The following is a 25,709-nucleotide window of genomic DNA, read 5'->3' as shown; positions in this document are numbered from 1 at the left end:
TGCAAATTACACACCTTTTATAACAAATGCTCCATATACTGTAAGCGCATATGGAGCAGTTGAAATCAGTGTTTAAAATTGGTCTCTAACCAGCGTTTTTTCTGCTCTTCCATTTTGGTAACAAGCGGCGCATCAAAGCCCATATTTTGAATCACATAATCCGTAACGTCTATCAAATCACACACCCCAGTTACTGACCAAAGCGCTTCTTCCAGGTCTTTTGCTTTGTGGATTGCATAGTGGCTTACATAGCGCAGCTCATTCGCAAGATAATCCATATCTGGGCGGCCGGTTTTTGATACATAGAGCTGATAGACGAAGAGTAGGTCATTGCGCAGTGCTTTTTTAGCATACAAGTACAAACTGTCAATAGACTCATCATGAGCGATAACTTGCGCACCAACCGCCTCATGTTGATTGGTTTGGTTTGGATTGAACTTAATAAACACCAAGTATTTAAGCGGTTTATCTTGTCGCGATTTCGCCTTTAGAATTTCTGTTAGCTTTTCTTCGACGAAGCGCTCGGGGAAAATCGCTTTGGCGTCCAAAGTGTTATCGTCATTATCACTAAACGAATGCAATAAGTGGTGAAGGGATGTCGGGTAAAGCCCCTGTCCAATTGCTCCCACCGCATTATGTGAGGTCTCTTTGTGTAAATAAAGTGGAAACTGACAAACGGATTTAGTCACCATGTTACGCAGTGCAAGTGATAGTCCCGGTACCTTTGGTGCTTCATCACAAGCAACTAGCTTGTCTTTATTACTCTCAATAAGGGCTTTAAAGAACCCCATGGCAGAATGGTCGAGTTGACCTATTTTCTGCACTTTCAAGTTAATGATAGTTTTAGTTTTATTGACCATCATCACTTCATAGCGCAAATTCGTTAAATTATGCTGCTTCGTCAATTTTTGTAAATCAACTAAGTCCAAGTGTATCGAGTCACCTTTATTAAGCGGCATTTCTTGGCCGCACTCTATTTGTAAACCCATGACAGAAAAATCACGGGTAACGCAGTTGAAAGTGCCTTGACCATCAATATGAACGACGACATTGGTTTTATAAAGATAGCGCCTGTGTGCACGCAAGTTAACGTATTCTAACGCAACCACCTCAAGTGGCGGGGGGGTGGCTGATTTGCCGTGACCGAACTTCTTTAATTGATTAACTAAGCTTTGTTCATAACTCAGACGTTGGAATCGCTCAGTGATAGACGGGTTTCCGATATCTGTCAGTAACATGAGATATTTTACGTCTTGGATAAAGCCTTGCACCCTTGGCGTGGGGCGTTTATTTAGCTTTTCGACATTTTTACCTGCACTTGCAGGAAGCGAAAGTGGGATAAAGGCGTCTTCATGGTGACTTGGCATCAACTGAACTTTAAACGTGCGCCAGCTGTCTTTTTGGCTGCCAAAGGCAAAAAACAGATCGTTTAGCTGCTGCATTTCTTCCAGCTCAAAGTCAAAGGCTGAGTAAAAGTACATTTTACCTTGACTAGAGTGAGTAAACACATGGCATACCGCTTCTTTTACCGCGCCACAAAGCGTTAGCAGTCGCTGCATTCGTTTTTGGTTGAAGACGGAATATAGGCTTGATTGCTTTCTTTCGTCTTCAAAGTAGTAATTGATGTAAGCGTTATTTTCGTTGGTAAGCACCATGCTTGGATAAAGTTGTTTTTGTTTCTCACTGATGAAAACAAACAAAGAGCAGACCCGTGGTAGATAGTATTGCTCATAGCCCTTACAAACAACGGCGTCCAGAGTGTTGTCGAGATTTATTTTATAACGGCGCTTATTACCGTGAATAAAGCTATTTAAAAAGTCATCAAACCCTTGGTTTTTCTCGATAAATGTACGTTTTAAGCGAACTTGATTATATTCAATCGTACCCGGTTCTACGGCGACGACTTCATACTGAATACCTTCTTTCAAGCCAAGTTCAAAGTCTTGCTCGAGACCCACCAAGCGGATCGAAATGATTTGTCCGGGATCTACTTGCTGATTGGTTGGTAATTTTATTTTAGCGCCGCTGAGGGAAATATCGGAGGTAGTAGCGGAAACCTTAGGACGATTTTTTGCCAGTTCCACTGTGATCTTAATGGAGTAATTCATGCGCTCTTCAGAGCGACTTTCGTATGACGCGAAACGAACGAGTTTAGTGTAGTTATGATTGACCGCGTCCTTTTCTACCTCTTCTTCGCGTGCTTGGGCCTGCTTTTGCATGACCTTATAATTATTGTCGGTACTCATTACGGATTCGTAAACTGCAAGGGTATAACCCCCATGTTTAGCGACTTCTCGCTCGAATACCTCAATGGCCAAGTCATCCATAAAATGCTGTTTGCCTTCATATTCATAAGGCTTAACTTGACCTGCGACTTGTCCTCTGAGGTCAATAAATCGTGCCACGGGCTGAGATAGCCGCGACATTTCCATTTTTAATAGAAATTGGTCCGGCTTGGACAGGTCCGCAGTACGTTGCTTAAATATGCGATCAAAAGCCGGATCGCCAAGATCCAGTTTTAAATCCTCAATTAAGCTTTGATATTTTTGTAATCTATCTTCAGGCATAAACAGTTTTACACGCGCTCATTTTATGTGACCAGTTGGGTCACCGCCAATATTATGTCAACATTGGCGCTTTATTAGTTTATTCTTAACCTATTATTGTGTTTAAGCAAGATATATACCTGTAATTTATGGCAAAAAAGAAAACAGCATTTGTATGTAGCGATTGTGGTGCCGAATTCGCGCGTTGGCAAGGCCAATGCTCGGAGTGTAAGGCATGGAATACCGTAACGGAGTTTCGCGTTCCGTCAGCAAAATCGGTCCCTCAAGGCGGTTCAACGTCAGGCTATGCCGGCCTTGTTGAAGCTAAAGTACAAACCTTAGATGAAGTTAACCTAGAGCAGTTACCGCGATTTTCAACTGGCTTTAAAGAGTTTGACCGTGTCCTTGGTGGTGGAGTTGTACCGGGAAGTGCAATATTAATCGGTGGTAGCCCCGGCGCTGGTAAGAGTACGGTGCTGCTGCAAACCATGTGTCGCCTTGCCGAAACCATGAACACTTTGTATGTCACCGGTGAAGAGTCGCTGCAACAAGTTGCCATGCGTGCGACACGATTGGGGCTGCCTACAAATAAGTTAAAAACACTCGCAGAAACCAATGTTGAGACGATTTGCCAGCTCGCACTTCGTGAAAAACCAAGCATTATGGTCATCGATTCGATTCAAGTAATGCATATGAGTGATATTCAATCTGCACCGGGGTCGGTTTCTCAAGTACGTGAAAGCGCGGCCTATTTGACGCGTTTTGCCAAAACCAATCAGGTCGCCATTATCATGGTGGGACACGTAACTAAAGACGGCACACTTGCCGGCCCTAAGGTGCTGGAGCATTGTATTGACTGCTCTATTTTACTGGAAGGCAGTGCCGACAGCCGCTTTAGAACATTGCGTGGCAATAAAAACCGTTTTGGTGCTGTAAACGAGTTGGGTGTGTTTGCGATGACAAGCCAAGGTCTAAAGGAAGTAAACAATCCTTCGGCCATTTTCTTAAATCGTGGTGAAGCGCAAACACCAGGCTCATTAGTTATGGTTATTTGGGAAGGCACGCGGCCACTCCTTGTGGAAGTTCAAGCGCTAGTCGACTATTCACAGCTCGCCAACCCGCGTCGCGTCACTGTTGGTTTGGAACAAAATCGCCTAGCCATGCTACTTGCGGTACTGCATCGTCACGGTGGTTTGCAGGTGTCGGATCAAGATGTGTTTGTAAACGTCGTAGGCGGTGTCAAAGTGACCGAAACCAGTGCTGATTTAGCCTTGATAGCCGCACTGGTTTCAAGCTTTAAAAACCAAACCTTAGACAGGCAGCTGGTGGTATTTGGTGAGGTGGGGTTAGGAGGTGAGATCCGCCCGGTGCCAAGTGGGCAAGAGCGATTGCGTGAAGCATCTAAGCATGGATTTACAAGAGCAATTGTACCAAAAGCAAATAAACCAAAAGAAAATATTGAAGGGATGGAAATTGTTGCCGTCTCTAGCCTCAGCGAAGCGCTTGAGGCACTTTTTTAAATAATGGAGTGAAATATGAATAAGTCCACATTAGCAGTTGCCGTTGTGGTACTAGCGGGCGCAGGGTATGTTGGCGCCAACTATTATGTAAATGAGCAAGTGAAGCAAGAAATCACCAAGCAAATAGAAAACTTCGAACAAGACAGTGGCCTTACGGTGAGTTTTGCAAACAGCTCTGTTGATTTGTTTACCCGTGGTGTAGAAATTACCGACCTAACAATTTCACAAGTCGATGAAAATATTCCCATATTTACCATTGAGAAGTTAAATGTTGTGGGTTACGAGCAAGACAAAATCAGCCCCTATACCGAGCTTGACCTAGTCGGTTTAAAATTAGCAAAAGAAGCTGAAGAGTTTACCCAAGGGATGTCGCCGGAGCTGGTGAATGCAACGTACCATTTGAATACAAGTCTCGCTTATGATGAAGCATCTGGCGCCAGCGAGTTTACATTCGCATCTTCTGCAGAAGGCATTGCAAAGAGCTCTTTTAATGCTGCGTTTGGAAACAGTAAGGCCCTTATGGATGCTTCATTAGCGGCATCAAAAATTCAAAGTGATACACCAAACCTTGAACAAGAGCTTCAAGTGCAGTCGCAAATGATGGCGGCAATGCAATCGCTCGAATTAAAATCGCTGGCTGTTAATATCGACAATGCAGGCAGCTTACCTCAGCTACTTGAGTCTGAAATTGCTCAGCAGGGTATGAGCAAGGCTGACTTTCAGGCGATTGTTGCCCAGCAACTACAAATGATGATGCTACCTGCTGAAATTCAAACGGCTGTGAATGACTTTGCCAATGGAATGGAGTCACTTGCTATATCTGTTTCGATACCACAAAGTCAAAGTATGATGGCTCTGGGGCAGCAATTATCTATGGCTATGGCGCAAAGTCCAGAAACACTGTCGGAACTTATCGAGATCAACGCGAGCGGTAAGTAAAGCTAATCCAGCATGGTTAAAGGGATTTTGGGCTTGCTCCTAAATCCCTTCATCTCTCATAAGCCCACTCATTCGCAATATTAGTTTTACCAAATTGGTGAAATCTAAAGCAGCCTTGAGGTTGATCATACAATTCGTTGGAGTTGCAAAGGCTGCGGTGGTAGCATTGGAGTATCAATTGCTTGGGAATGTATTTATGAGCGAATTCAAAGACTACCAGCAAGCTCAATTGCTATTAGAAAAACACGAATTATTTATTGCCCCCGCCGAAGTTCACGGCACCATTTCTGGGTTATTGGCCTGTGGTCTGAATATCGAAGATTCAGAGTATTTAGGGCTATTGAGTGACGTATTTAACGACGGTCAAAAATTTTCAGCGCCAATTAGAGAGTTTTGCATCGATTTATATAAGCAAGTTGCCGAGCACTTCAATGACGGCGAGTTTCAGTTTGAACTGTATTTGCCGCTAGAAGATGAGTCATTACATGACCAAGCTAACGCACTGATTGCTTGGGTATCAGGCTTTTTACTTGGCTTTGGTTTAAAGCAAAAAGATTACGGTAAGTTATCTGCTGATGTTAAAGAAGTGATTAACGATTTTAGCGAAATAACTAAGCTTGATACTGGTTTTGAAGACAGCAATGACGATAAAGAAGCACTGCTCGAAGTGGTAGAATATGTGCGTGTTTCTACACTGCTATGCTTTGCCGAGATGGGTAAAGAACCCCAGTCCGTTAGCACATCAAAGACGATACATTAATATGATAAAAAACAGCGAGTTTGTAGCACGCCGTGCGCGTCTTATTGCGGCATTAGATAACAACGCCGTAGCGATTATTCCTGCGGCCGTAGAGTTAACCCGTAGCCGCGACACTGAATTTCCATTTCGCCAAGATAGCGACTTTTTTTACCTGACTGGATTTAAAGAGCCGGATGCGGTTTTGGTGCTTACGAAAGACAGAGACGGCAATGCGCAGTCTACGCTGTTTTGTCGTAATAAAGATAAGGTTGCTGAGATTTGGCATGGTCGCCGTATGGGCTATGAGCAAGCTAAATCGCAACTTGAACTTGACCAAACCTTTGCGCTGAGTGACTTAGACGACGAGCTATTAAATCTTGTGAATGGTCGCAAGGTATTATTCTACGGACAAGGCACATATAGCGCCTTTGATGATAAGGTTTGGCAGCTACTAAGCACATTGCGTGGTGCACCGAAAAAGGGCTATCGCGCACCTGAGATCATCAAAGATATTCGTCCACTCGTCCATGAAATGCGCTTATTTAAGTCGGATGCTGAAATCGCCATCATGCGCGAAGCGGGCAGGATCAGTGCTGAGGCGCACAAACGCGCCATGCAGTTTGCCAAGCCGGGCGCAACGGAATACCAGCTTGAAGCCGAAATTCATCATCATTACGCAATGAATGGGGCGCGTCACCCAGCCTATGGCACCATTGTTGGCAGCGGCATCAATGCGACGATTTTACACTACACCGACAACTGTGATGCGCTACTGGACGGCGACTTAGTACTGATTGATTCGGGTTGTGAACTTGAAGGCTATGCGGCTGATATAACTCGCACTTTCCCTGTAAACGGCCAGTTTACTGATGCGCAGCGTAAGATTTATGAGTTGGTATTGGCGGCGCAAAAAGCGGCCTTTGGTGAAGTAAAACCGGGTGGTACATTAGTCAAAGCCAATCAAGTGGCGATGACTGTATTGACTCAAGGACTAGTAGATTTAGGTATTCTTGCGGGCGACGTTAATGAACTCGTAGAAGCGCAGGCATGCAAAGCATTCTACATGCATGGTTTAGGTCATTGGCTAGGTCTTGATGTTCACGATGTCGGTGAATACAAGTTAGATGAAGCGGATCGTCCATTCGAACCTGGCATGGTACTTACCATTGAGCCGGGTCTGTATTTTGACGAAGATGCGCAAGTTCCTGATGAGTATAAAGGAATTGGCATTCGTATCGAAGATGATTTGTTGGTCACTGAGTCAGGCTATGAAAACTTAACCGTACTGGTGCCAAAAACCATCGCAGAAATAGAAGCATTAATGAATAACTAGTGGACACTTTGCGTGCAACAGTTTGATGTCGTCGTGGTTGGTGGTGGTATGGCAGGAGCCAGCGCCGCCATCGCCATAAAAAAAGTCTCTCCGCAGGCAAAGATTGCGGTTATTGAAGCCTTTGCGCCCAAAGGTAAGCAGCATCCAAGTTTTGACGACCGTAGTATTGCGCTTGCTGCGCAATCGGTCGCATTTTTGGGCGAGCTAAATCTATTTAATCCCGAGTGGCAGTACGTTGAGCCAATCACACAAGTGAATGTTTCAGACAGAGGTCACTTCGGTAAAGCGTGGATAAACCCTGAAGACTACAACCAAAAAGCGTTGGGCTATGTAGTTGAAGTCAATCCCTATGGCAGATTTTTACACGAGCAGCTGAGCAATCTTGATATTGCACTGTTTTGCCCAAACCAAGTGGCGCATATACATCAACAACCTGAACAGGTTGAACTGGTCCTCGATAATGGTGAGCAATTACAAAGTCGATTATTGGTTGTTGCTGACGGCGCGAATTCTCCTACGCGAACTAAACTCAATATCGGCTTTGATAGCATAGGCTATGAGCAAGGCGCGTTGATTGCCAATGTGCAGATTGACTCAACTCATGGTGGTCAGGCATTTGAACGCTTTACTGAGCATGGACCAATGGCACTTCTGCCAATGAGTGATAATCGTTATTCGCTGGTGTGGTGTATGCCAAATGAACACCTTAGCGAGTTTGAAGCGATGACAGCACACGAGTTTTTAGCTGCATTGCAGCAAGCCTTTGGTTATCGCGCTGGGCGCTTTGTGCAAGTGGGTATGAGAGCAAGCTACCCGCTAGTGCTTGGGCGAGTAGAGCAACTCACTCATCATCGGGTGGTGGTGATTGGCAATGCGGCGCATGCCATTCATCCCATTGCAGGACAGGGCTTTAATTTAGGTCTACGAGATATTCAAGTCCTAACCTCACAATGTCAGGCGAACGTGCTTGATGAGTGGGGAAGTTTTCAATTTACGCGTGCTTATCAACTGGCGCGAGCGCAAGATATTAATACGGTGATGACATTAACCGATGCGCTCGTTCGACTATTTTCAAACTCATCAAGAACCTTAGCCTTAGGCCGTAGTTTAGGTCTACTCACCATGGCGCTGTCCAAAACAGCAAGAGCGCCGCTGGCCAAGCAATTGATGGGATATAAAGGATAAAGGAGTTGGCATGCAACAAGTTCAAGTTTGTATTGTTGGTGGTGGATGTGTTGGTTTAACGCTGGCGCTGGGGCTTGCGCAGCAAAATATCTCGGTACTAGTGCTAGACAGTGGTGAAAAGCCAACACCATTGGCACAAGAATACAGCGCACGCGTGAGCGCAATAAGCGCTGCAAGTCAGGCTTTATTTGAGCGCTTGGGCGTGTGGCCTGATATTAAAGCGCAGCGCGCCGCGGCATATACTCGTATGGATGTACGCGATAAAGACAGCTTTGGTAAAATCGCCTTTGATAATGTCTCGTTAGACTTACCTGAGCTTGGTCACATCATTGAAAACGACGCCATTCGCTATGCCTTGTTAACAGCACTTGAAGCACAGCAATCGGCCAAGCTGATGTGGAACACAAAATACCAAAGCTTGCACCAAACAGACACCGATGTGCTGTTAACCTTAGCGACTGGTGAACCTGTGATGGCGAAACTAGTGGTGGCAGCTGATGGCGCACGTTCGGCTATTCGCCAGCAGTTTAATATGCCAATCACGTATTGGGATTATGATCACCATGCGCTGGTTGCAACGATAAAAACCGCAGCGCCACATGATGCAACAGCAAGACAAGTGTTCCTTCCTGATGGGCCGCTGGCCTTTTTGCCGCTTGATGATCCACATACTCATTCAATTGTATGGTCTACCGCACCGGATAAAGCAAAGCAGCTACAAGCCATGCCGGTCGAGGCGTTTAATAAAGCGTTGAGTGCTGCAATTGATATGCAGTGCGGTGTGTGTGAATTGATTAGCGAAAGACATGTTTTTCCATTGACCATGCGTTATGCAAAACAATGGGTGCAAGGGCGGATCGTTTTAATGGGCGACGCGGCACATACCATTCACCCGCTTGCAGGTCTTGGCATGAATTTAGGGCTAAAAGACGCTGCCTATTTGATCACCTTGTTATCAGCACCGCAAGAGCAATTTGCCAGCACACGGATACTGCGCCAATATGAGCGCAGCAGAAAAGCAGATGCTCAAAAGCATATTGCCATGATGCAAGGACTTAAAGAGCTGTTTGAAGGCAATCACCCGTTGAAAAAGCTAGTGCGCGGTGTGGGCCTAAGCTTGGTCGACAACCTCGGGCCAATCAAACATCTGTTCGCCAAAGAAGCGATAGGCGGTAAATAAAAAGATCGCCGCGTAAAGCGGATCCCACAGAGGTTTTATGCTGCTGGTGGGAGCGATTTTACATCGCGATCATTTCAACAATCTCGCCGCGTAAAGCGTCTCCCACAGAGGTTTTATGTTGTTGGTCGGAGCGATTTTACATCGCGATCATTTCAACAATCTCGCCGCGTAAAGCGTCTCCCACAGAGGTTTTATGTTGCTGGTAGGAGCGGGTTCACCCCGCGATCATTGCAACAATCTCGCCGCGTAAAGCGGCTCCAACAGAGATTTTGTGTTGCTGGTAGGAGCGGGTTCACCCCGCGATCTTTTCCTAAAACAGGTATCACCAACTTTATAAATCCCCAATCCCATTGCTTAAATAAATACAATTCCAATAAGGATAATCACCAATCTGTTTTACCAACCCTGCCCGAAGCGGGTTTGCAACTATGTATCTTGCTTGGTTTTTTAACATAGTGTTATGCAAAATACAGGTGTCATAAAAATCCTTTTGCCATAGCTGTCGAATGTTCATTGTTCTTAGCTTAGTTGCCGTTCTTCCTTTTAAAGACCGAATGGCATCAGACAAAGAACACACATCCATTAGTTGAAACAGGAGATGTAAATGATCTGGCATCAGTGTGTAGGCAATTAATTTGATAAAGTTATCCTGCTCAAGGTGATAAATTTCATGAATAACAACTTGATTGACTGCGAGGTTATTAAAAACAGCTGTTTTGTTTTTACAGCAAATAGTGATTGCATAATATTGACCGGCTGATGAAACTCGGCCTTTCCTTAAACGGCAGCTATGTGGCATGACTCTCTCCTTGAGTTCATTGATAAGTGTTCACGTAAATATAGGACAAGATCGCCGCATAAAGCGGCTCCCACAGAGGTTTTGTGTTGTTGGTAGGAGCGGGCTTACCCGCGATCATTTCAACAATCTCGCCGCGTAAAGCGGCTCCCACAGAGATTTTATATTGCTGGTAGAACGGGTTCACCCCGCGATCATTGCAACAATCTCGCCGCATAAAGCGGCTCCCACAGAGGTTTTGTGTTGCTGGTGGGAGCGGCTTCACCCCGCGATCATTGCAACAATCTCGCCGCGTAAAGCGGCTCCCACAGAGATTTTATATTGCTGGTAGGAGCGGGTTCACCCCGCGATCATTGCAACAATCTCGCCGCATAAAGCGGCTCCCACAAGGGTTTTGTGTTGTTGGTAGGAGCGGGTTCACCCCGCGATCTTTTAACCTAACCTCAATGCGATAAACTCAGCGAGTTTATCTACGGCGTGGGCGGATTCTTGGGTGTTTTTGACAAGGCTGATACCGATTTGACCGAGTTCGGGTAATATTTGGGTTTGGGTCTGATAAGGCAGCTCTGCTGGCACGGTGCTTTTGGCTAGCACAGTGATCCCGAGTCCCTCTTTTAAAGCGGCGGTAAGGCCAGTTAAGTCGGCGTTGCTATATACGATACGGTATTGTAATCCAGCTTGCTGCAGCGCCTCGATAGCGCGGCGGCGATAAATACAGCCCTCCGGGGCGGTGACTAAAGTGACAACCGAATGCTGCGCAAGCGATAAATCGCCAACCCAGACCAGTTGGTCTTGCATAAACACCGGGTACTTGGATGAGCTAAGCTCTTCATTGAGCGCTAGCACCAAATCAAACTGGTCTTGCCTTACCACAGAAAGTAAGTGTTTACTCAATCTTGATTTAACTTCCAGCGCCACATCAGGATATAAAGAAACGAAATCGCCAATAATAGAAGGTAAGATCCGTGCTGCAAACTCACTTGGAATGCCTAAACGCACTCGGCCCGTCACACTCTCAGAGGTAAATTGCTGAATAATTGCATCGTTCTGCTGCAGCATTTGTTTGGCTAGGGGCAAAAGTAGCTCACCATATTGATTCAATACCTGTCTTTGGCCCTGCTTTTTAAACAGCTTGCAACCTAGCATGTCTTCTAAGCGTTTGATTTGCAAGCTAACAGCAGGCTGAGATAAGCCAAGCAACTCACCCGCCTTGGCAAAGCCACCGACATCAACCACAGTGACCAGCGTTCTTAATCCATCAATTGATAAGTTTTTCATATAAGGAAATGCAATTTATAAAACCCAAGTACATTAATATTATTTATCAATTGATAAGTAAATACAATTTGTTGTTGAGTTTGCGCATCCTTATACTTTTGCTCATCGAAATTTCACTAAGGTAGTGCCATGAGCGTCACGCCAATTATCTTTGCAAAGCACCGTCAGGGCAGTGTTCCGGCGCAAAACCATTACATGCCAACTGATGCTGTTGTTGTACTCGATTTCAGCGGCTTTGAGACCACGCCTTTCTTAAGCCAAATTCTTGCACTTAACTTGAATAAGTTAATGGCACCTGGCTTAGGTTTTCAAGGCAAACTAGACAGTGGCGAAAATTTCGCTGTGTACTATTTTAGTGAAACGGCTTACCGTTTTGTTGCAAGTGAAAGTGCAGCCGCTGAGCTGGCAACACTGATTGATAGCCATGCCGACGAGTTTGATATTGAACTGGTTCGCCGTCATGATTTAGTTGCCGCCACCATAAGCGGTGAGCTTGCGTTTGAGCGTTTAGTCAGTGACTTTACGTTAACGCCAGGCCTTAGGATCTCAGATAAAAATGCCTGCTATGGCAAGCAAAGCGGTGAAGTATTTATTACGACCTTGCTGGTGGACGAACAGCAACAGTATCAGTTGATTGCGCAAGCTGCTGTGTTAGATAAGTGGCAAACGACGCTCACTGACGCTGGTTTTAAACTCGTTTCATAAATTCCGTGCAGTTATCGTAAGCGCGATAACAATAACCCCCTCAGCGCCAATCGATGGCGGCTGAGTAAAAAAGTGAAGGATAAGTATGACTTCTAAAACAGTACTACACGCGAAGCACCTAGAAGCTGGCGCGAAAATGGTAGACTTCCACGGTTGGGAAATGCCAATCAATTATGGCTCACAAATTGAGGAGCACCACGCGGTGCGTACTGACGCGGGCATGTTTGACGTTTCACACATGACGATTGTTGATATCGAAGGTGTAGACGCAAAGGCATTTTTACAAAAGCTTGTTGCAAACGATGTAGCTAAGCTTACTGTGGCTGGTAAGGCGCTATACACAGGCATGCTAAACGAGCAGGGCGGTGTAATTGATGACCTTATCATTTACTTCTTCACTGAAACGCAATATCGCCTAGTAGTTAACTCTGCAACACGCGAAAAAGACCTTGCACATATCGGTGCGGTAGCAGCAGATTTTGAAGTGACAGTTACTGAGCGTCCTGAGTACGCGATGATTGCGGTACAAGGTCCAAACGCAAAAGCAAAAACAGCAACTATCCTAGACGAACAACAACAAGCGGCTGTTGAAGGCATGAAGCCATTCTTTGGTGTGCAAGCTGGCGACCTATTTATCGCAACAACGGGCTACACTGGTGAAGAGGGTTATGAGATCGTAGTACACAACGATGGTGCGGCGGACTTATGGCAAAAATTATTAGACGCAGGTGTGCGTCCAGCTGGCCTAGGTGCACGTGATACGCTACGTTTAGAAGCGGGCATGAACCTTTACGGCTCAGACATGGACGAGACGGTGTCTCCACTTGCAGCGAACATGGCATGGACAATTGCATGGGAGCCAGAGGAGCGTGACTTTATCGGTCGTGCAGCTATCACTAAACAACGTGCTGAGCAAAGCACTGATAAGCTGGTAGGTTTAGTCCTAGAAAGCAAAGGCGTATTACGTGGTGGTTCTAAAGTTATCGTAGAAGGTGGCGAAGGTGTTATTACTTCTGGTACATTCTCACCAACTTTAGGCTTCAGTGTAGCGCTTGCGCGTGTACCTCGTTCAATTGGCGAGACTGCACAAGTTGAAATGCGTAAGAAGCTAGTTGATGTTAAAGTAGTTAAGCCAAGCTTCGTTCGTAACGGCAAGTCAATTATCTAGTTTTTATAGGTAATAAATAGAATAACATTGATGTCGCTCACGGGGTGACATCGCAACCGACCAAAGGAACAAAAAAATGAGCAACATTCCTAGCGAGTTAAAGTACGCTACTTCACACGAGTGGGTTCGCGCTGAAGGCAATGGCGAGTACACAGTAGGTATCACTGAGCACGCACAAGAACTTCTAGGCGACATGGTATTCGTTGAATTACCAGAAGTAGACGATGAAGTTGACGCGGGTGAAGATTGCGCAGTTGCTGAGTCTGTAAAAGCAGCATCAGACATCTACGCACCAATCGGCGGTACTATCATTGCGGTAAACGAAGACCTAGAAGATGCGCCTGAAACTGTAAACAACGATGCTTACGGCGACGGTTGGTTGTTCCGTATTAAAGCGTCTGATGAGTCTGAGCTAGATAACCTACTAGACGCTGAAGGCTACGCAAATTCAATCGACGAAGACTAATTTGTTGATAGTAATAAAAGCCCCTTTTTAGGGGCTTTTATTGTTGCTTTTTGGGCAAGGGTACTTGCTCAAGGTATGACGAGATCATGCCAACGTTTTTAGAATACTGCCGTTACCAAGGTATCTCATTTAGATAAAAACAGTATTCACCTTTTTCATTTGGATCATAGGAACCTGGACTAATGTCAAACGCCAAATCTCTTGAACAGTTAGAGCAAAAGCAAGATTTTATCCGCCGCCATATCGGGCCAAGCCCAGCACAGGTGAGCGAGATGCTAAGCGCTCTTGGAGTATCTAGTGTTGAAGAGCTGATCGGTCAAACTGTACCTGCTTCAATTCGTTTAGAAGAGGGCTTACAGATCGGTGAAAGCCGCACAGAAGTGGAAACCCTAAGCTACCTGAAGTCAGTAGCAAGCAAAAACAAGGTTTTCAAATCTTACATCGGTCAAGGCTACCACCCAACTCACGTACCTAATGTTATTTTACGTAACGTACTTGAGAATCCGGGTTGGTACACGGCTTACACCCCTTATCAGCCAGAGATTGCGCAAGGTCGCTTGGAATCACTACTTAACTTCCAAACGCTGACTATGGACATTACCGGCCTAGACTTAGCCAGTGCATCACTACTTGACGAATCAACCGCAGCGGCAGAAGCAATGGCGCTTGCGAAACGTGTATCTAAAGCGAAAAAAGCAAACATCTTCTTTATTGCCGACGACGTACACGTACAAACTATCGACGTGGTATCTACACGTGCTGAGCAGTTTGGCTTTGAAGTAGTAGTAGGCCCTGCTAGCGACGCTGCTAACCACGAGATTTTTGGTGCGTTATTCCAGTATCCTTCAACATCAGGTGAAGTGGTTGACGTTACTGACCTAATCGCACAAGTACAAGACAAAAAAGCGATTGCCTGTGTTGCCGCAGACATCATGAGTTTAATGCTACTTAAAGCACCTGGTAAACTAGGCGCAGACGTAGTGCTTGGTTCTGCACAGCGTTTTGGTGTACCAATGGGTTACGGCGGTCCACACGCGGCATTCTTTGCCACGCGTGATGCTTACAAGCGTTCACTACCAGGCCGTATTATTGGTGTGTCTAAAGACCGTTTAGGTAACGACGCGCTACGTATGGCGATGCAAACACGTGAACAGCATATCCGCCGTGAAAAAGCGAACTCAAACATCTGTACTGCACAGGTGTTACTTGCGAACATGGCTGCGTTTTACGCGGTTTACCATGGTCCTCAAGGTCTTAAGATCATCGCTGAGCGTATTAATCGTCTTGCAAGCATTCTTGCAACGGGTCTTAAAGCAAAAGGCGTGGCACTTAAGCACGATACGTGGTTTGACACTATTACTGTTAAAGCGGACGACGCTGACAAGCAAGCGGTTGTGGCGCGTGCCGTAGCAAAAGGCGTGAACTTTGCCCTTAACCACAACGGCGAATACTCAATTGCAGTAAACGAAACCACAACGCGTGCGGACGTAGCTGAGCTATTTGACATCATTTTAGGCGACGACCACGGCCTAAATGTAGATGCGCTAGACGCACAAGTATCAGGCGAGAACATCACAGGTATTCCTGCAAGCCTAGTGCGCGACGACGAAATTTTAACGCACGCTAACTTCAACAGCTATCACAGCGAAACCGAGATGCTGCGTTATATCAAGCGTCTTGAAAACAAAGATTTAGCACTAAACCACTCAATGATCTCATTGGGCTCGTGTACCATGAAGCTAAACGCAACCGCAGAAATGATCCCAGTGACTTGGCCTGAGTTTGCAGAGCTACACCCGTTCTGCCCAATCGACCAAGCACAAGGTTACAAGATCATGATGACTGAGCTGCACGACTGGCTTGTGAACATCACAGGTTACGACGCAGTATCACTACAGCCTAACTCAGGTGCACAAGGTGAATACGCAGGTCTTATCGCGATCCGTAAGTACCATGAGTCTCGCGGTGAAGGTCACCGTAATATCTGTTTGATCCCAAGTTCAGCGCACGGTACAAACCCAGCGTCTGCACAAATGGCAAGCATGAAAGTGGTTGTGGTTGACTGTGATAAAAACGGTAACATCGATATGGAAGACCTACGCGCGAAAGCCGCAGACGTAGCTGAAAACCTATCGTGCATCATGGTCACTTACCCGTCTACACACGGTGTGTACGAAGAATCTATCCGTGAAGTATGCGACATCGTGCACCAGCACGGCGGCCAAGTATACATGGACGGCGCAAATATGAACGCGCAGGTTGGGGTAACTAGCCCAGGTTCAATCGGCTCTGATGTATCACACTTAAACCTACACAAAACATTCTGTATTCCACATGGTGGCGGTGGCCCAGGCGTTGGTCCTATCGGTGTTAAATCGCACCTAGCGCCATTTATGCCTAACCACAGCGTGATCAACGTAGAAGGTACAAACGTAGGTAACGGCGCGGTTTCTGCGGCACCTTACGGCTCTGCTTCTATTCTACCTATCTCGTGGGCATACATCGCGATGATGGGCAGCGAAGGCCTAAAACAAGCAACAGAAATGGCAATTGTGAACGCTAACTACCTAACGGCTAAGTTGAGCGAGCACTACCCAATTCTATACCGTGGCCGTAACGACCGCGTTGCTCACGAATGTATTGTTGACCTTCGCCCACTGAAAGAAGCCACAGGCATTACCGAAATGGACGTTGCAAAGCGTCTACAAGACTATGGCTTCCACTCACCAACGATGTCGTTCCCAGTAGCGGGCACACTAATGGTTGAGCCAACGGAATCTGAGTCTAAGGTAGAAATCGACCGCTTTATCGAAGCTATGGTTTCTATCAAAGGTGAAATCGACAAGATTGCATCAGGCGAATGGTCTATCGAAGACAACCCATTAGTATTTGCACCACACACGCAAGCAGACGTACTAAGCAACGACTGGAACCGTGCATATGATCGCCTCGCAGCTGCATTCCCAGTACCAAGCGTAGCAAAAGACAAATTCTGGCCAACGGTAACCCGTATCGACGACGTATACGGCGACCGTAACCTAATCTGTTCTTGCCCAGCGGTTGATACTTACCGCGACGCGTAAGGGATTGTAGGTCGCGCTTGAGCGCGACTTAGCAAATATTGAAAAGCCGCCCTTTGTAAAAAGGGCGGCTTTTTTATGAGTGTGAATATGGTGAAGACTCGTGTTTGGCTCTGTTCTTGGTTTGTGGGAACGGCTTCACGCCGTGATCCCTTATAACGACGCATAACTGCGACTTCACACCAAATATCTATGTAGGTCGCCATTTATGGCGACAAATAATATACCACTCTGGTTTTGCCTTGCCGGCGAAGCGACATGAGGTAAAGTTGAAAGCTGGATTCAAAAACAAGTCGCGACATAAAGTCGCTGCTACAAATTGTTCGTAGTCGCTGGCAAGCACCTGAAGATCGCGGCGTGCATTTACCGCCTTAATGGACGGTAATAGGGAGATCGTTTACTACTAACGATTGGCCATTTTGCTGAGCTCGAAGAAAACTGGATACCAAAACGTCGTTGGATAGGGTGCTGATGTCGTTAACGGTTTCGACCATGCAAAACGTAATAGACTCCCAACCTAAATCTTTAATAAAGGCCTCAAGTTTATTGATGTTATCTTCATAGTTTTCGTCTGTGGTTAGCAGGCCGATGGAGTGTTTGTTACCGGGTTTGTATTTCCCTTGCTGAGTGATGGCGCATTTAGCGTAACCGCTCAACACATAAACTGTATTTGTGCTTTTGTTCATATTGGTGACATGCTTAAGTTTAATTCTGATTTTGATTTCAGATGCATTTTTTAAACCAAGCTTATAAATATTGCTCTGCTGTTTGCTTATATATTGAAAGTATTGAGAAAAATCATTGGTGATTTATCTTAGGTGTTGATCCTATAAAAGGCGTCAATTTTTTGTGAGATGGAATGATAGGGATTGCGCTTGAATTGTGTTTGTATCTAAAGCTACGCTGAAAACGAAGGGAGCTGAGGCATTATTTTTCGCCATAAATGGCGACCTACGGGGGGCGTAAGGTTGCACTGCGAAATGCTGGCTTTACTTTCTTTGTTTTGACAAGTTGCCTTAAACTATCTCGTTAACCTTGTTGCTGGTACGATGAGTTGTTACTCTCGAGTTCAATAAACAAAATTAAAGGCAACATCATGCAGGAATTTTTAGAAAAGTTTGCAATCACTACCAAAGTGAATGTGGTGTGGGGAGAAATGGATGCGTTGGGGCATGTGAATAACGTGTCGTATTTTCGCTATTTTGAAACCGCGCGAATCGATTTTTTGACTCAAACGGGCTTACTTTCTGTATTATCAGAACCTACCCATAGTCCGGTTTTACGTGATACGTACGCGCAATATAAACGACCAGTTACGTTTCCAGATACCTTGCATATTGGTTCATATATCACTGATATCAAAGAAGATCGCTTTACCATGCGCTATGAGGCGTTTAGCGAATCGCAACAAGCAGTATGCACAACGGGGTATGCGAATGTGGTGATGTTTAATATGAAAACAGGGAAAAAATCGCCAATTCCAGAGAGCATGTTGGCCATTTTGAAGCAATACGAGATGGACGATAATCAATAGAAGCTTGGAGTTTAGGTGTTGTCGCGTTGCTGTTTTAGAGTTGTCGCGGCGTAAAGTCGCTGTTACGACAATGTGAGATGGACGATAGTCAATAGAAGCTTGGAGTTTGGGCGTTTCGTTGCGTTGCTGTTTTAAAGTTGTCGCGGCGTAAAGCCGCTGCTACGGTAGTAGGAGTTTTCGTTATGATCTTGATATCAAAAGGTGAATTAAGTTATCTATGCCAACATTAACGGCGAGGCAGAATATCAAAGCGATAGTTTCCGCGATTCAAGCTGAAGAGCGAACGCTTCGAACGCGTTATCCTATTTTAAATCAGCAAAACGGTATTGCTATGGTGATTTTGCTGTTGTCGTTAAGTGCGCTAATTGGTGTTGCCTCGCTTTACTATTTTGCCGTTATTCCTGCATGGCTGTGTATTATCTTGGCGGCTTTTATTACCTCTATTTCTCATGAACTTGAGCACGATTTGATCCACAGGCAGTATTTTAGTGACCGCCCATTTGTATATCATTTCATGATGTTGACGGTGTGGCTTATGCGGCCAAATACGGTGAACCCTTGGTATCGCAGGCAAATTCATTTACATCACCATAAAATGTCTGGTACTGAACAAGACTTAGAGGAGCGCTTGGTGGGTAATGGTATCCAATCTCCTTGGTTGCGAGCTGTGGTGGTTACAGACGGATTGCTAGGTTTATTATTGAATGCCAAGCGGTTTAGTCGAGAAATCAAGGGTTTTAAGTTTTTGCAGGTCTTTAATGCTGGTTTTCCGCTTGCCACGGCTTATTTTGCGACTTTATATGGTGTGATTACTTATTACGTACTGCAATTTATACAACCATTTGAATTACCTAGGTGGGGAGCAGAGTTACTAGCGGTTGCTGAGTTCTTAATGGTGGTGCTGATTGTGCCTAATATGATCCGCTCAGCGTCTTTGAACCTCGTCACATCTTCAATGCATTATTATGGTGGTGTGAGTAACATACTGGAGCAGACTCATGTGATCACCAGTCGCTGGTTTTTACCGTTTCAGCTGTTTTGTTTTGACTTTGGTCGCACGCACACAATTCATCACTTTGTGCCTAATCAACCGTTTTATATTCGGCAATTGATAAGTAAAAAAGTACGCCCAGTTATGGCTCAGCACGGAGTACGTTTTGATGACTTACAAAGCCTAAAAAATGCAAATCACTACCCGGACAAAGAGCGGGTTAGTCAAAAATAAAAAGATGCTTACAGCAAAAACTTATCCAACTGTTAGGCGGTTATTGATATCACGGCTGGTGAGTATCTGACTAGCATCAAATCCCGTTGAGCGTTTTGCCATACGGTCGTATAACAACACGTTGACTGTCGCGGCTAAGTTCATGCAGCCTGTGGTTGGTACATACACCACTGCATCAGCGGCATCCACGATTTCTTGTGGCAGGCTGCCATCTTCAGGACCAAAAATGTATAACGCGTTGTCGGGGTGAGCAAACTGTGGCAGTGGGATTGCGCCCTCTACCAGCTCAACGCAGACAAGTGCACGGCCTGCTACTTTTAAACTGATGAAATCATCAACTTGTTTGATGGGAATGTTGTCGGCAACGTTTTTTGTATCCGTATGATATTTTGCAGCTCTTGCGTAACGATTGCCGCTAAAGTAGATGGCTTGCGCATCATAACAACCTGCGGCCCGTAATACGCCACCCACATTGGTTGGTGATTTAGGGTTTACTAATCCGATTGCTACAAATGACTCGCTCATACTTTTTAATTCTCACTATACCGGCAGTAGCGCCACCAAAAATTCGACGAGCGATTGTATCATGCGCGTGATTTTGTGCCAGTTGGTATTGTTGGGGGAGAGCAGGTGATGTTGTCGAGCTAAAGCTCGACCTACGCTTTTTGAGGTTGAGGGATCCGTGTTTTTAGGGGGCTGGTGTTGTAGAGCTAAAGCTCGACCTACGCTTTTTGAGGTTGAGGGATCTGTGTTTTTAGGGGATGGTGTTGTCGAGCTAAAGCTCGACCTACAGAAGTTGGGCTTAGTAGTCTTCTAACTCATCGTCAGATAAATCGTTTGATTTTCTATAGCCTGGCTTTGCTAAAATCTCAACATAAAAGGAAGTGAGGTTTTCAGTTTGCGTTTTATCAATCAACTTGTTTAGTTGTGATAGGTGCACCGGCTCGGCTTCTGCTTCTGTGTTACCAAACTTACAATCAAAATCCCAATAATCAGCGCCCGCTGGCAAAGTTTTGTTGCGCTCGCGCTTTAGGTATTTTTTAAGTTCATGCTTAACCGCGTCAACGCGTCTTTCAAGTTTGATTTTAGGGTGAATTAGTTCAAATGTCTTTTTCATAGTTGCCTTCAAGCAAGAAATACTCAATCGGCAAAACAGTATGCCTGAGTAGATAATGTGTATTGATTTAAGCGTAAAGCTTACGCGCGAATAAATACAGGAATGTAATAGGATATTTTACGTTATATTTTGTGAACTGGCGAGGGACTTTGTGAATGCCGAAGAGAATAAAAGCTGAGTTGGTTGCACGAGTTCGCTACCAACTCATATTGCTAATGTACCATTGATAATGACGGATTAATTCGCTTTTGGTTGCGTTTGAGTTGTGGGGGCTGCTGCCAATTTACGCTCCAAACGCTCTAATTTTTCTGCCAGTGCGGTTTGTGTCATCTCTATTTGGGTAAGGCTTGCGCCGATCTCTATCTGTTTAGAGTCTCTGCTTTGCGCTTGAGACTTTAACTGATCAACATCGCCATTAATGGCTGCAATTTGATTTTTTAGCACACTAGCGGCTTGCTGTTGTTCTTCTAATAGCGATAGTTTTAAAGCAAGCTCTGTTTGACTCTGCGATAGTGTTTCTACTTTGGTAGTCGTACTGGTCTGGTTTTTAGCGTTATTACTTGCTTGCTCTTCGAGCTTTTTGATGTCTGATTGGTTTCTTCGCCACGCTGACGCCCATAGTTTATCCATCTGTGACCAAAGCTCGTCTGTGCGCTCGGTTAGTGTGTTCAATTTTGCTTGCATTGCACCCGCGGACAAGTCCATCTCTTCATCTGTGGCGGTGAGGGTATGTTCAAGCTCGGCAATGCGATTTGTTGACTCGAGTAATTGTGCCTGGGTTGTTAAGTTTTGTTGGTAGAGCGCAAACGCCGCAGCAGCCAACGCAATAATCGAGATTGCACCCAACCAATTCATCATCCCCATACCTTTGGCGGGCTGGCTTGTTTGTTTGGTACTTTCTTTTGGTGCTGAGGTTTTATGGCTCGCTTGGGTGGTGGAGTTTTTATAGGCTTCAACCTGATCTAAATCTGGCGTAATACTGGGAAGCTCAGGTTCAATTCTCTTATCCAACGTACTTTCCTCTTTTTTGAGATTTATAAGGAGCTTTAGCAGCTTACTTGAAAATAACGCAATATGGAATTTGCAATCGATAAGAACCTTTGGAGCAGGAGGATTGCAGTCAATAAGCTGAAAAAATCCAATCCAATCCAATCCAAATGCAAAAGCATTTTTTGCTTTAAAACAAGAACTCATTCCCAATCATCGTTTTAGCAATCAATTGTGGCGTCAACACTATGGCGAATGAGAGCTGTTAATATCGACTAGCCGAATAGCGTTCAGTTGTCCGGCTAGATTTTATCGCCAGTTTTAATCCTCGGGACCAAGCAAAGTAAAGGTTAAATGTTTACGCATATCCTTTAAAATCACCCCTTTTTTCAGCATGGCGGCGCTTAAACGCTTTTGCCATTTAAGAAGGTCTGGCTTTGCGGCTTCCAATGCTTGTTCATTCTCAAATTGGAAAAAGAGTATTAATGAGCCGGGGAACAAGTGATATTCCACATCAAACCAACATTGCACCATGCCGGGAATTTCTGCACGAGCTTGTTCCTCGAGTTTGTCTGCAATGGTCAGTACCAAGGCTTGTTGTTTTTCTTGTACTTTTGAGAGCTTTTTCATAATGCTATGGATGTAAGAGGCCAAAAGCCTGATTATACTCAAGCTTATGGGCTATCAACAACTTTGTTGATGATAGCCCGCTCTAAGTGAATTGCTTTTTCAATTCACTTAGAGTCGTTTTTTCGAATTACGGTGCTGACAGCGCAAGTTTTGGTAGCGGTAGTTGGATTGCTTCTGCACTGACGGGTTTTCCGCTTAAGAATGTTTGCATTCTGGCGAGCACCAAGGGTGAGCTTGTATAAAGGTTGTGGCCCGCATTGTTCACCATAATCTGGGTCAAATTTGTAAGTCCTCTCACAGCTTCAAGTTGTTCTTCCGGATACGTTCTACCGTCTAGACTACCTGTAAACAATAAAGTTGGGATGTTGGATAGGGGAGCGGTTCTAAAATCATCACCTAAATCTAGTTTTTTATCTATCAAGTGAAGTGTTGGCATTGGAAAGTTAAGCTTGTCGCCAAGCAAGGCTGTTGGCGATTGGTTTGTCATTTTTGCAAGGCGTTTAGCGGTGATCCCTGAAGCTACATCCATCGCCAGTGGCATCAATTTGAATGTAATGGGCTCATCGGTAAACATTCCACGCTGCAAAACATGCTTTAACAGCTCGGTATTGCCGTTATCTAAACCTAAATAAACATGAATTAGCATGGCAAGATATTGGTTAGGGTCGGCAATCATCATGCTAGCTAACGACTGAATATGATGCTTTTGAAATAACATGGGTGTTTTTGAGCCGTCTTTTTGTGTAATTTGAAGTGCAATAGGCTGTTGCTCAAGTTTACTGTGCACTCGGCGTATCAAAGCAGGTAGATCCGACACTTGTTGTTTAAGCGCTTGCTGATTGATAATTCCTTGAACTCTTTCAAAGTATTGATCGGTTTGGTGAGGTAGTTTAACGGTCTGATTGAGCCCTTCAGCACTGGCGATAATTACTTTGTCAAGATACGCTGGCATTGCTTTTATGGCACTGAGTGCCAGATGGCTGCCGTAAGAGATCCCCCAAAGTGATACTTTGTCAGCTTTTAGGTGTTTTCGTAAGTCGTTTATATCTAGCGCGTTCTGAGCGGTATTATAACCATATATATCAATATCTTGAGACTTCCATTGAGTAAAGCATTCTAATGCGGCTTTGCGGTAACGGTCTGCAATTTGCGCTTCAGTGGTAACAGCATTAAGCGCAATGTGTTCACTAGACACGCAAGGAGCAGTTTGCTCTGACTGCCCCGTACCTCTTTGGTCTAGCGCAATAACATCACCAAACTCTCTTAGTGCTTGAAATAACGGAAATCTTCGCCACTTGGCAGTCGCGGTCCCTGAACCACCGGGGCCACCAGATAAATACACGATAGGTGAACCTTTATTGCTGCCGGTTGCAGGAAAGCGCACATAGTTGATTCTAATTTTGTTGCTGTTGGGGTTATTCCTGTTTTCAGGTACCCAGAGGTGCCCAGCTATGGCATCCGTTGTTTCTCCGCTGTTGGCTTGAAACTCGATTTGTTGCTCATTGCTGTACAGCACTTGCTTATCGCTACCTTTCTCTGCGCTTACGCATAAGCAAGTGAATAAGCTTAACGCGGCTATTAATGTGTGTGTTGATCGCATAGTATTACTCCTTAATAGTTTGTTTTTATTGAATACCATGGCAACTTTATGGGGTAGTGAACTTCTATGAGAGGCCGATATTTATTGGCTTGTAGGCTCAGCGGTAGTAAAAAGCCGACGAACGGTAAAAGGAAAAGCGGTAGAGTGTGAATATTAATCTTGTACTTTATTTAGTGATGGCTGTGTGTTGCTCGGGCGCTCTAGGTAAGGCTTATGCCAGTCAACCTTTGTTGCCATTTTCTTATGAGCAAGCCGTGACGGTTTGCCCATGGTCAGTCTCGGCAAAAGAAATTCCACAGTTTACTGAGCCGCAATGTCACCGAGCTAAGTTATCTGAGGTTGATCCGCAAAATCAGGCTGTTTGGGTGTTAATCGAATTTGAGCGAGCGAAATTAGCCTCAATACCAAGGCCCGTAGGGTTGTATTTATTTGCTAAAACATCAAGCGAAGTCTTTTTAAATGGTAGTAAGGTGGGGAGCAGCGGTTTTCCTGCCGTAGATAAAACTGAGCAAATAGGCAAAATGGACAGCGTATTTTATTTGCCAGACTCACTTATAAAGAAAAGCAATCAACTGGTGTTTGGTCTGTCTGCACAGCATAGCCTTATTTCATTAGGATACCCAATTCATTTTATTGGGCTAGGGCAATTTGGCGATCCTAAGCAGTATATTCAATCATTTAGTGGTTTGGGCCTGATTCTGGTTGGTGCCTTTTTGTTGGGCGCATTGTACTTTATAAGTCTGAGCTTTGGTCGTTATGGCAATACAAGCGTTCGGATATTTGCCGTACTGTGCCTGCTCGCGGCAATGCAGCTCAGTGCTGAAATATCGCGAGGGTTAGTTGACTATGGCTATGTGTGGCATGATATTCGACTGTTGACCGTGACGGGCTTATCGTTTTTATTTGGCACTTTGTTGCTTGTATATAGCTCCATAAAAGTTGCAGAAAAGCACGCGCTTCACTGGATTTATATCGGTACACTAATCACGCTTATTGTTATTATTTTTGCGCCAGGCTTTGACTCTAAAACCACGGCCGGAGTGTTTGTGCCATTACTCGTTAGCCTAGTCCAGCTAGGCTATTGTTGGCGACGCGCGAAAAACAATAATTTGGCGGCTTGGTTTGTGGTGCAGTTGTTGGTGGCTGCAACCGTGCTATTTGTTGCATCAAGCTTCCACGAAATTATTCACTTTGTGATCATTGCAGTCTTGCTAGCTTACCTTTTCATTCGTCAAGCTAAAGAGTATCGTGCTCAGCAAGTACAGTTGAGTAGTGATCAAGCTCATATTGCCAAGCTTGAGTTTAAACTCGCGCAGAACAAACAACTTCAGTCTCCTTCTAAGCTGGAAGTCAGTATTGCAGGCAAAACTGACTATGTTGTGCTCACGGATATTGCGTTTTGTAAAGCCGCAGGGGACTACGTTGAGCTGCACATGAAGGACACCACGCAGAAGCTGTTTACAGGCTCATTAAAACAACTCGAACTTACTTTGCCCTCTATTTTTGTAAAAACACATCGTTCTTATTTAACTAATCTAAATGAAGTGGTGTCATTAGAAAGTGATAATAATCAAAGCAACTTGAAATTAACCAATGGAGCAAGTGTTCCCGTCAGTCGTCGGCTTGTCTCGTCGGTTAGAGCGACGCTTAAAGCGTCTACTAAACCTTAAACGCTGCAGGT

Annotated in this window: 22 protein-coding genes; 13 read left to right on the top strand and 9 right to left on the bottom strand. The window is 45.0% G+C overall.

Annotation, left to right across the window (positions count from 1 at the left end; translation table 11 throughout):
* Positions 1 to 65 precede the first annotated feature (65 nt).
* Positions 66 to 2,567, bottom strand: coding sequence for a PilZ domain-containing protein (locus DS891_RS20695; protein WP_174170832.1), 2,502 nt, complete (start codon positions 2,565 to 2,567; stop codon positions 66 to 68).
* Between the two features lie 128 nt (positions 2,568 to 2,695).
* Here DS891_RS20695 and radA point away from each other — a divergent pair, with 128 nt between their 5' ends.
* The 6 genes from radA (at position 2,696) to DS891_RS20665 (ending at position 9,442) form a co-directional block, all read left to right on the top strand.
* Positions 2,696 to 4,066: a DNA repair protein RadA gene (gene radA, locus DS891_RS20690; protein ID WP_010370516.1), complete on the top strand. Its 1,371-nt coding sequence runs from the start codon at positions 2,696 to 2,698 to the stop codon at positions 4,064 to 4,066.
* 15 nt (positions 4,067 to 4,081) lie between these two features.
* Entirely contained in the window at positions 4,082 to 5,005 is a 924-nt protein-coding gene (locus tag DS891_RS20685; RefSeq protein ID WP_174170831.1) for a DUF945 family protein, read from the top strand.
* A 196-nt stretch (positions 5,006 to 5,201) separates the two neighbouring features.
* Entirely contained in the window at positions 5,202 to 5,765 is a 564-nt protein-coding gene (locus DS891_RS20680) for a UPF0149 family protein (RefSeq protein ID WP_174170830.1), read from the top strand.
* Between the two features lies 1 nt (position 5,766).
* The gene (gene pepP / locus DS891_RS20675) at positions 5,767 to 7,077 is read left to right on the top strand and encodes a Xaa-Pro aminopeptidase (RefSeq protein WP_174170829.1); all 1,311 of its coding nucleotides are present in this window, start codon (positions 5,767 to 5,769) and stop codon (positions 7,075 to 7,077) included.
* A 12-nt stretch (positions 7,078 to 7,089) separates the two neighbouring features.
* Positions 7,090 to 8,262 carry a 2-octaprenyl-6-methoxyphenyl hydroxylase gene (ubiH, locus tag DS891_RS20670; protein WP_174170828.1) on the top strand — a complete coding sequence of 391 codons (1,173 nt, stop codon included), beginning with the start codon at positions 7,090 to 7,092 and terminating at the stop codon, positions 8,260 to 8,262.
* A gap of 10 nt (positions 8,263 to 8,272) precedes the next feature.
* The gene (locus DS891_RS20665; RefSeq protein ID WP_174170827.1) at positions 8,273 to 9,442 is read left to right on the top strand and encodes an FAD-dependent monooxygenase; all 1,170 of its coding nucleotides are present in this window, start codon (positions 8,273 to 8,275) and stop codon (positions 9,440 to 9,442) included.
* A gap of 331 nt (positions 9,443 to 9,773) precedes the next feature.
* Here DS891_RS20665 and DS891_RS20660 read toward each other — a convergent pair whose 3' ends face one another.
* On the bottom strand, positions 9,774 to 10,241 hold the full coding sequence (locus DS891_RS20660) for a transposase (protein ID WP_174170826.1): 468 nt from the start codon (positions 10,239 to 10,241) through the stop codon (positions 9,774 to 9,776).
* A 429-nt stretch (positions 10,242 to 10,670) separates the two neighbouring features.
* Complete coding sequence (locus tag DS891_RS20655; RefSeq protein WP_010370532.1) at positions 10,671 to 11,516, bottom strand: LysR family transcriptional regulator; 846 nt, start codon at positions 11,514 to 11,516, stop codon at positions 10,671 to 10,673.
* 129 nt (positions 11,517 to 11,645) lie between these two features.
* Here DS891_RS20655 and DS891_RS20650 point away from each other — a divergent pair, with 129 nt between their 5' ends.
* From DS891_RS20650 to gcvP, 4 genes are all read left to right on the top strand, one after another.
* A complete protein-coding gene (locus DS891_RS20650) occupies positions 11,646 to 12,221 on the top strand; it encodes a hypothetical protein (protein ID WP_174170825.1) in 576 nt (191 codons plus the stop codon).
* 85 nt (positions 12,222 to 12,306) lie between these two features.
* On the top strand, positions 12,307 to 13,389 hold the full coding sequence (gene gcvT / locus DS891_RS20645; RefSeq protein WP_174170824.1) for a glycine cleavage system aminomethyltransferase GcvT: 1,083 nt from the start codon (positions 12,307 to 12,309) through the stop codon (positions 13,387 to 13,389).
* 76 nt (positions 13,390 to 13,465) lie between these two features.
* Positions 13,466 to 13,855 carry a glycine cleavage system protein GcvH gene (gcvH, locus tag DS891_RS20640; RefSeq protein WP_095727220.1) on the top strand — a complete coding sequence of 130 codons (390 nt, stop codon included), beginning with the start codon at positions 13,466 to 13,468 and terminating at the stop codon, positions 13,853 to 13,855.
* Positions 13,856 to 14,037: 182 nt separating this feature from the next.
* Positions 14,038 to 16,938, top strand: a complete 2,901-nt coding sequence (gene gcvP, locus DS891_RS20635) for an aminomethyl-transferring glycine dehydrogenase (protein ID WP_174170823.1) — start codon at positions 14,038 to 14,040, stop codon at positions 16,936 to 16,938.
* 368 nt (positions 16,939 to 17,306) lie between these two features.
* Here the strand turns inward: gcvP and DS891_RS20630 are convergent, their stop codons facing one another.
* Positions 17,307 to 17,621, bottom strand: a complete 315-nt coding sequence (locus DS891_RS20630; RefSeq protein ID WP_010607301.1) for a hypothetical protein — start codon at positions 17,619 to 17,621, stop codon at positions 17,307 to 17,309.
* Positions 17,622 to 18,031: 410 nt separating this feature from the next.
* Here DS891_RS20630 and DS891_RS20625 point away from each other — a divergent pair, with 410 nt between their 5' ends.
* Together DS891_RS20625 and DS891_RS20620 are read left to right on the top strand one after the other, a co-directional pair.
* A complete protein-coding gene (locus DS891_RS20625) occupies positions 18,032 to 18,469 on the top strand; it encodes a thioesterase family protein (RefSeq protein ID WP_174170822.1) in 438 nt (145 codons plus the stop codon).
* Positions 18,470 to 18,686: 217 nt separating this feature from the next.
* Positions 18,687 to 19,694, top strand: a complete 1,008-nt coding sequence (locus tag DS891_RS20620) for a fatty acid desaturase (protein WP_174170821.1) — start codon at positions 18,687 to 18,689, stop codon at positions 19,692 to 19,694.
* Positions 19,695 to 19,715: 21 nt separating this feature from the next.
* On the opposite strand, the gene DS891_RS20615 is transcribed toward DS891_RS20620, so the two are convergent.
* From DS891_RS20615 to DS891_RS20595, 5 genes are all read right to left on the bottom strand, one after another.
* The gene (locus DS891_RS20615) at positions 19,716 to 20,219 is read right to left on the bottom strand and encodes an RNA methyltransferase (protein ID WP_010607298.1); all 504 of its coding nucleotides are present in this window, start codon (positions 20,217 to 20,219) and stop codon (positions 19,716 to 19,718) included.
* A gap of 277 nt (positions 20,220 to 20,496) precedes the next feature.
* Positions 20,497 to 20,811 carry a DUF6172 family protein gene (locus tag DS891_RS20610; RefSeq protein ID WP_010370561.1) on the bottom strand — a complete coding sequence of 105 codons (315 nt, stop codon included), beginning with the start codon at positions 20,809 to 20,811 and terminating at the stop codon, positions 20,497 to 20,499.
* A 237-nt stretch (positions 20,812 to 21,048) separates the two neighbouring features.
* The gene (locus DS891_RS20605) at positions 21,049 to 21,822 is read right to left on the bottom strand and encodes a hypothetical protein (protein ID WP_174170820.1); all 774 of its coding nucleotides are present in this window, start codon (positions 21,820 to 21,822) and stop codon (positions 21,049 to 21,051) included.
* Between the two features lie 297 nt (positions 21,823 to 22,119).
* Entirely contained in the window at positions 22,120 to 22,428 is a 309-nt protein-coding gene (locus tag DS891_RS20600) for a hypothetical protein (RefSeq protein ID WP_102056286.1), read from the bottom strand.
* Positions 22,429 to 22,555: 127 nt separating this feature from the next.
* Positions 22,556 to 24,028 (bottom strand): alpha/beta hydrolase, encoded by a 1,473-nt coding sequence (locus tag DS891_RS20595; RefSeq protein WP_174170819.1) that lies wholly within the window; start codon positions 24,026 to 24,028, stop codon positions 22,556 to 22,558.
* Between the two features lie 146 nt (positions 24,029 to 24,174).
* On the opposite strand from DS891_RS20595, the gene DS891_RS20590 reads away from it, so the two are divergent.
* A complete protein-coding gene (locus DS891_RS20590; RefSeq protein WP_174170818.1) occupies positions 24,175 to 25,698 on the top strand; it encodes a LytTR family DNA-binding domain-containing protein in 1,524 nt (507 codons plus the stop codon).
* Positions 25,699 to 25,709 lie beyond the last annotated feature (11 nt).

The organism is Pseudoalteromonas sp. JC28 (assembly GCF_013319255.1).
Lineage (GTDB): Bacteria > Pseudomonadota > Gammaproteobacteria > Enterobacterales > Alteromonadaceae > Pseudoalteromonas.
The sequence above is the reverse complement of the archived record's forward strand: the minus strand, read 5'-3'. Positions and strand labels throughout refer to the sequence as shown.

What these genes read in the sequence shown, in the direction of transcription:
- DS891_RS20650 (WP_174170825.1), top strand. Translation starts at nt 11,646, where the DNA reads ATGAGCGTCACGCCAATTATCTTTGCAAAGCACCGTCAGGGCAGTGTT.
- DS891_RS20655 (WP_010370532.1), bottom strand. Translation starts at nt 11,516, where the DNA reads ATGAAAAACTTATCAATTGATGGATTAAGAACGCTGGTCACTGTGGTT.
- DS891_RS20600 (WP_102056286.1), bottom strand. Translation starts at nt 22,428, where the DNA reads ATGAAAAAGCTCTCAAAAGTACAAGAAAAACAACAAGCCTTGGTACTG.
- DS891_RS20595 (WP_174170819.1), bottom strand. Translation starts at nt 24,028, where the DNA reads ATGCGATCAACACACACATTAATAGCCGCGTTAAGCTTATTCACTTGC.
- pepP (WP_174170829.1), top strand. Translation starts at nt 5,767, where the DNA reads ATGATAAAAAACAGCGAGTTTGTAGCACGCCGTGCGCGTCTTATTGCG.
- DS891_RS20695 (WP_174170832.1), bottom strand. Translation starts at nt 2,567, where the DNA reads ATGCCTGAAGATAGATTACAAAAATATCAAAGCTTAATTGAGGATTTA.
- DS891_RS20625 (WP_174170822.1), top strand. Translation starts at nt 18,032, where the DNA reads ATGCAGGAATTTTTAGAAAAGTTTGCAATCACTACCAAAGTGAATGTG.
- DS891_RS20620 (WP_174170821.1), top strand. Translation starts at nt 18,687, where the DNA reads ATGCCAACATTAACGGCGAGGCAGAATATCAAAGCGATAGTTTCCGCG.
- DS891_RS20610 (WP_010370561.1), bottom strand. Translation starts at nt 20,811, where the DNA reads ATGAAAAAGACATTTGAACTAATTCACCCTAAAATCAAACTTGAAAGA.
- gcvH (WP_095727220.1), top strand. Translation starts at nt 13,466, where the DNA reads ATGAGCAACATTCCTAGCGAGTTAAAGTACGCTACTTCACACGAGTGG.
- DS891_RS20630 (WP_010607301.1), bottom strand. Translation starts at nt 17,621, where the DNA reads ATGAACAAAAGCACAAATACAGTTTATGTGTTGAGCGGTTACGCTAAA.
- DS891_RS20615 (WP_010607298.1), bottom strand. Translation starts at nt 20,219, where the DNA reads ATGAGCGAGTCATTTGTAGCAATCGGATTAGTAAACCCTAAATCACCA.
- radA (WP_010370516.1), top strand. Translation starts at nt 2,696, where the DNA reads ATGGCAAAAAAGAAAACAGCATTTGTATGTAGCGATTGTGGTGCCGAA.
- DS891_RS20680 (WP_174170830.1), top strand. Translation starts at nt 5,202, where the DNA reads ATGAGCGAATTCAAAGACTACCAGCAAGCTCAATTGCTATTAGAAAAA.
- DS891_RS20665 (WP_174170827.1), top strand. Translation starts at nt 8,273, where the DNA reads ATGCAACAAGTTCAAGTTTGTATTGTTGGTGGTGGATGTGTTGGTTTA.
- DS891_RS20685 (WP_174170831.1), top strand. Translation starts at nt 4,082, where the DNA reads ATGAATAAGTCCACATTAGCAGTTGCCGTTGTGGTACTAGCGGGCGCA.
- gcvT (WP_174170824.1), top strand. Translation starts at nt 12,307, where the DNA reads ATGACTTCTAAAACAGTACTACACGCGAAGCACCTAGAAGCTGGCGCG.
- DS891_RS20660 (WP_174170826.1), bottom strand. Translation starts at nt 10,241, where the DNA reads ATGCCACATAGCTGCCGTTTAAGGAAAGGCCGAGTTTCATCAGCCGGT.
- gcvP (WP_174170823.1), top strand. Translation starts at nt 14,038, where the DNA reads ATGTCAAACGCCAAATCTCTTGAACAGTTAGAGCAAAAGCAAGATTTT.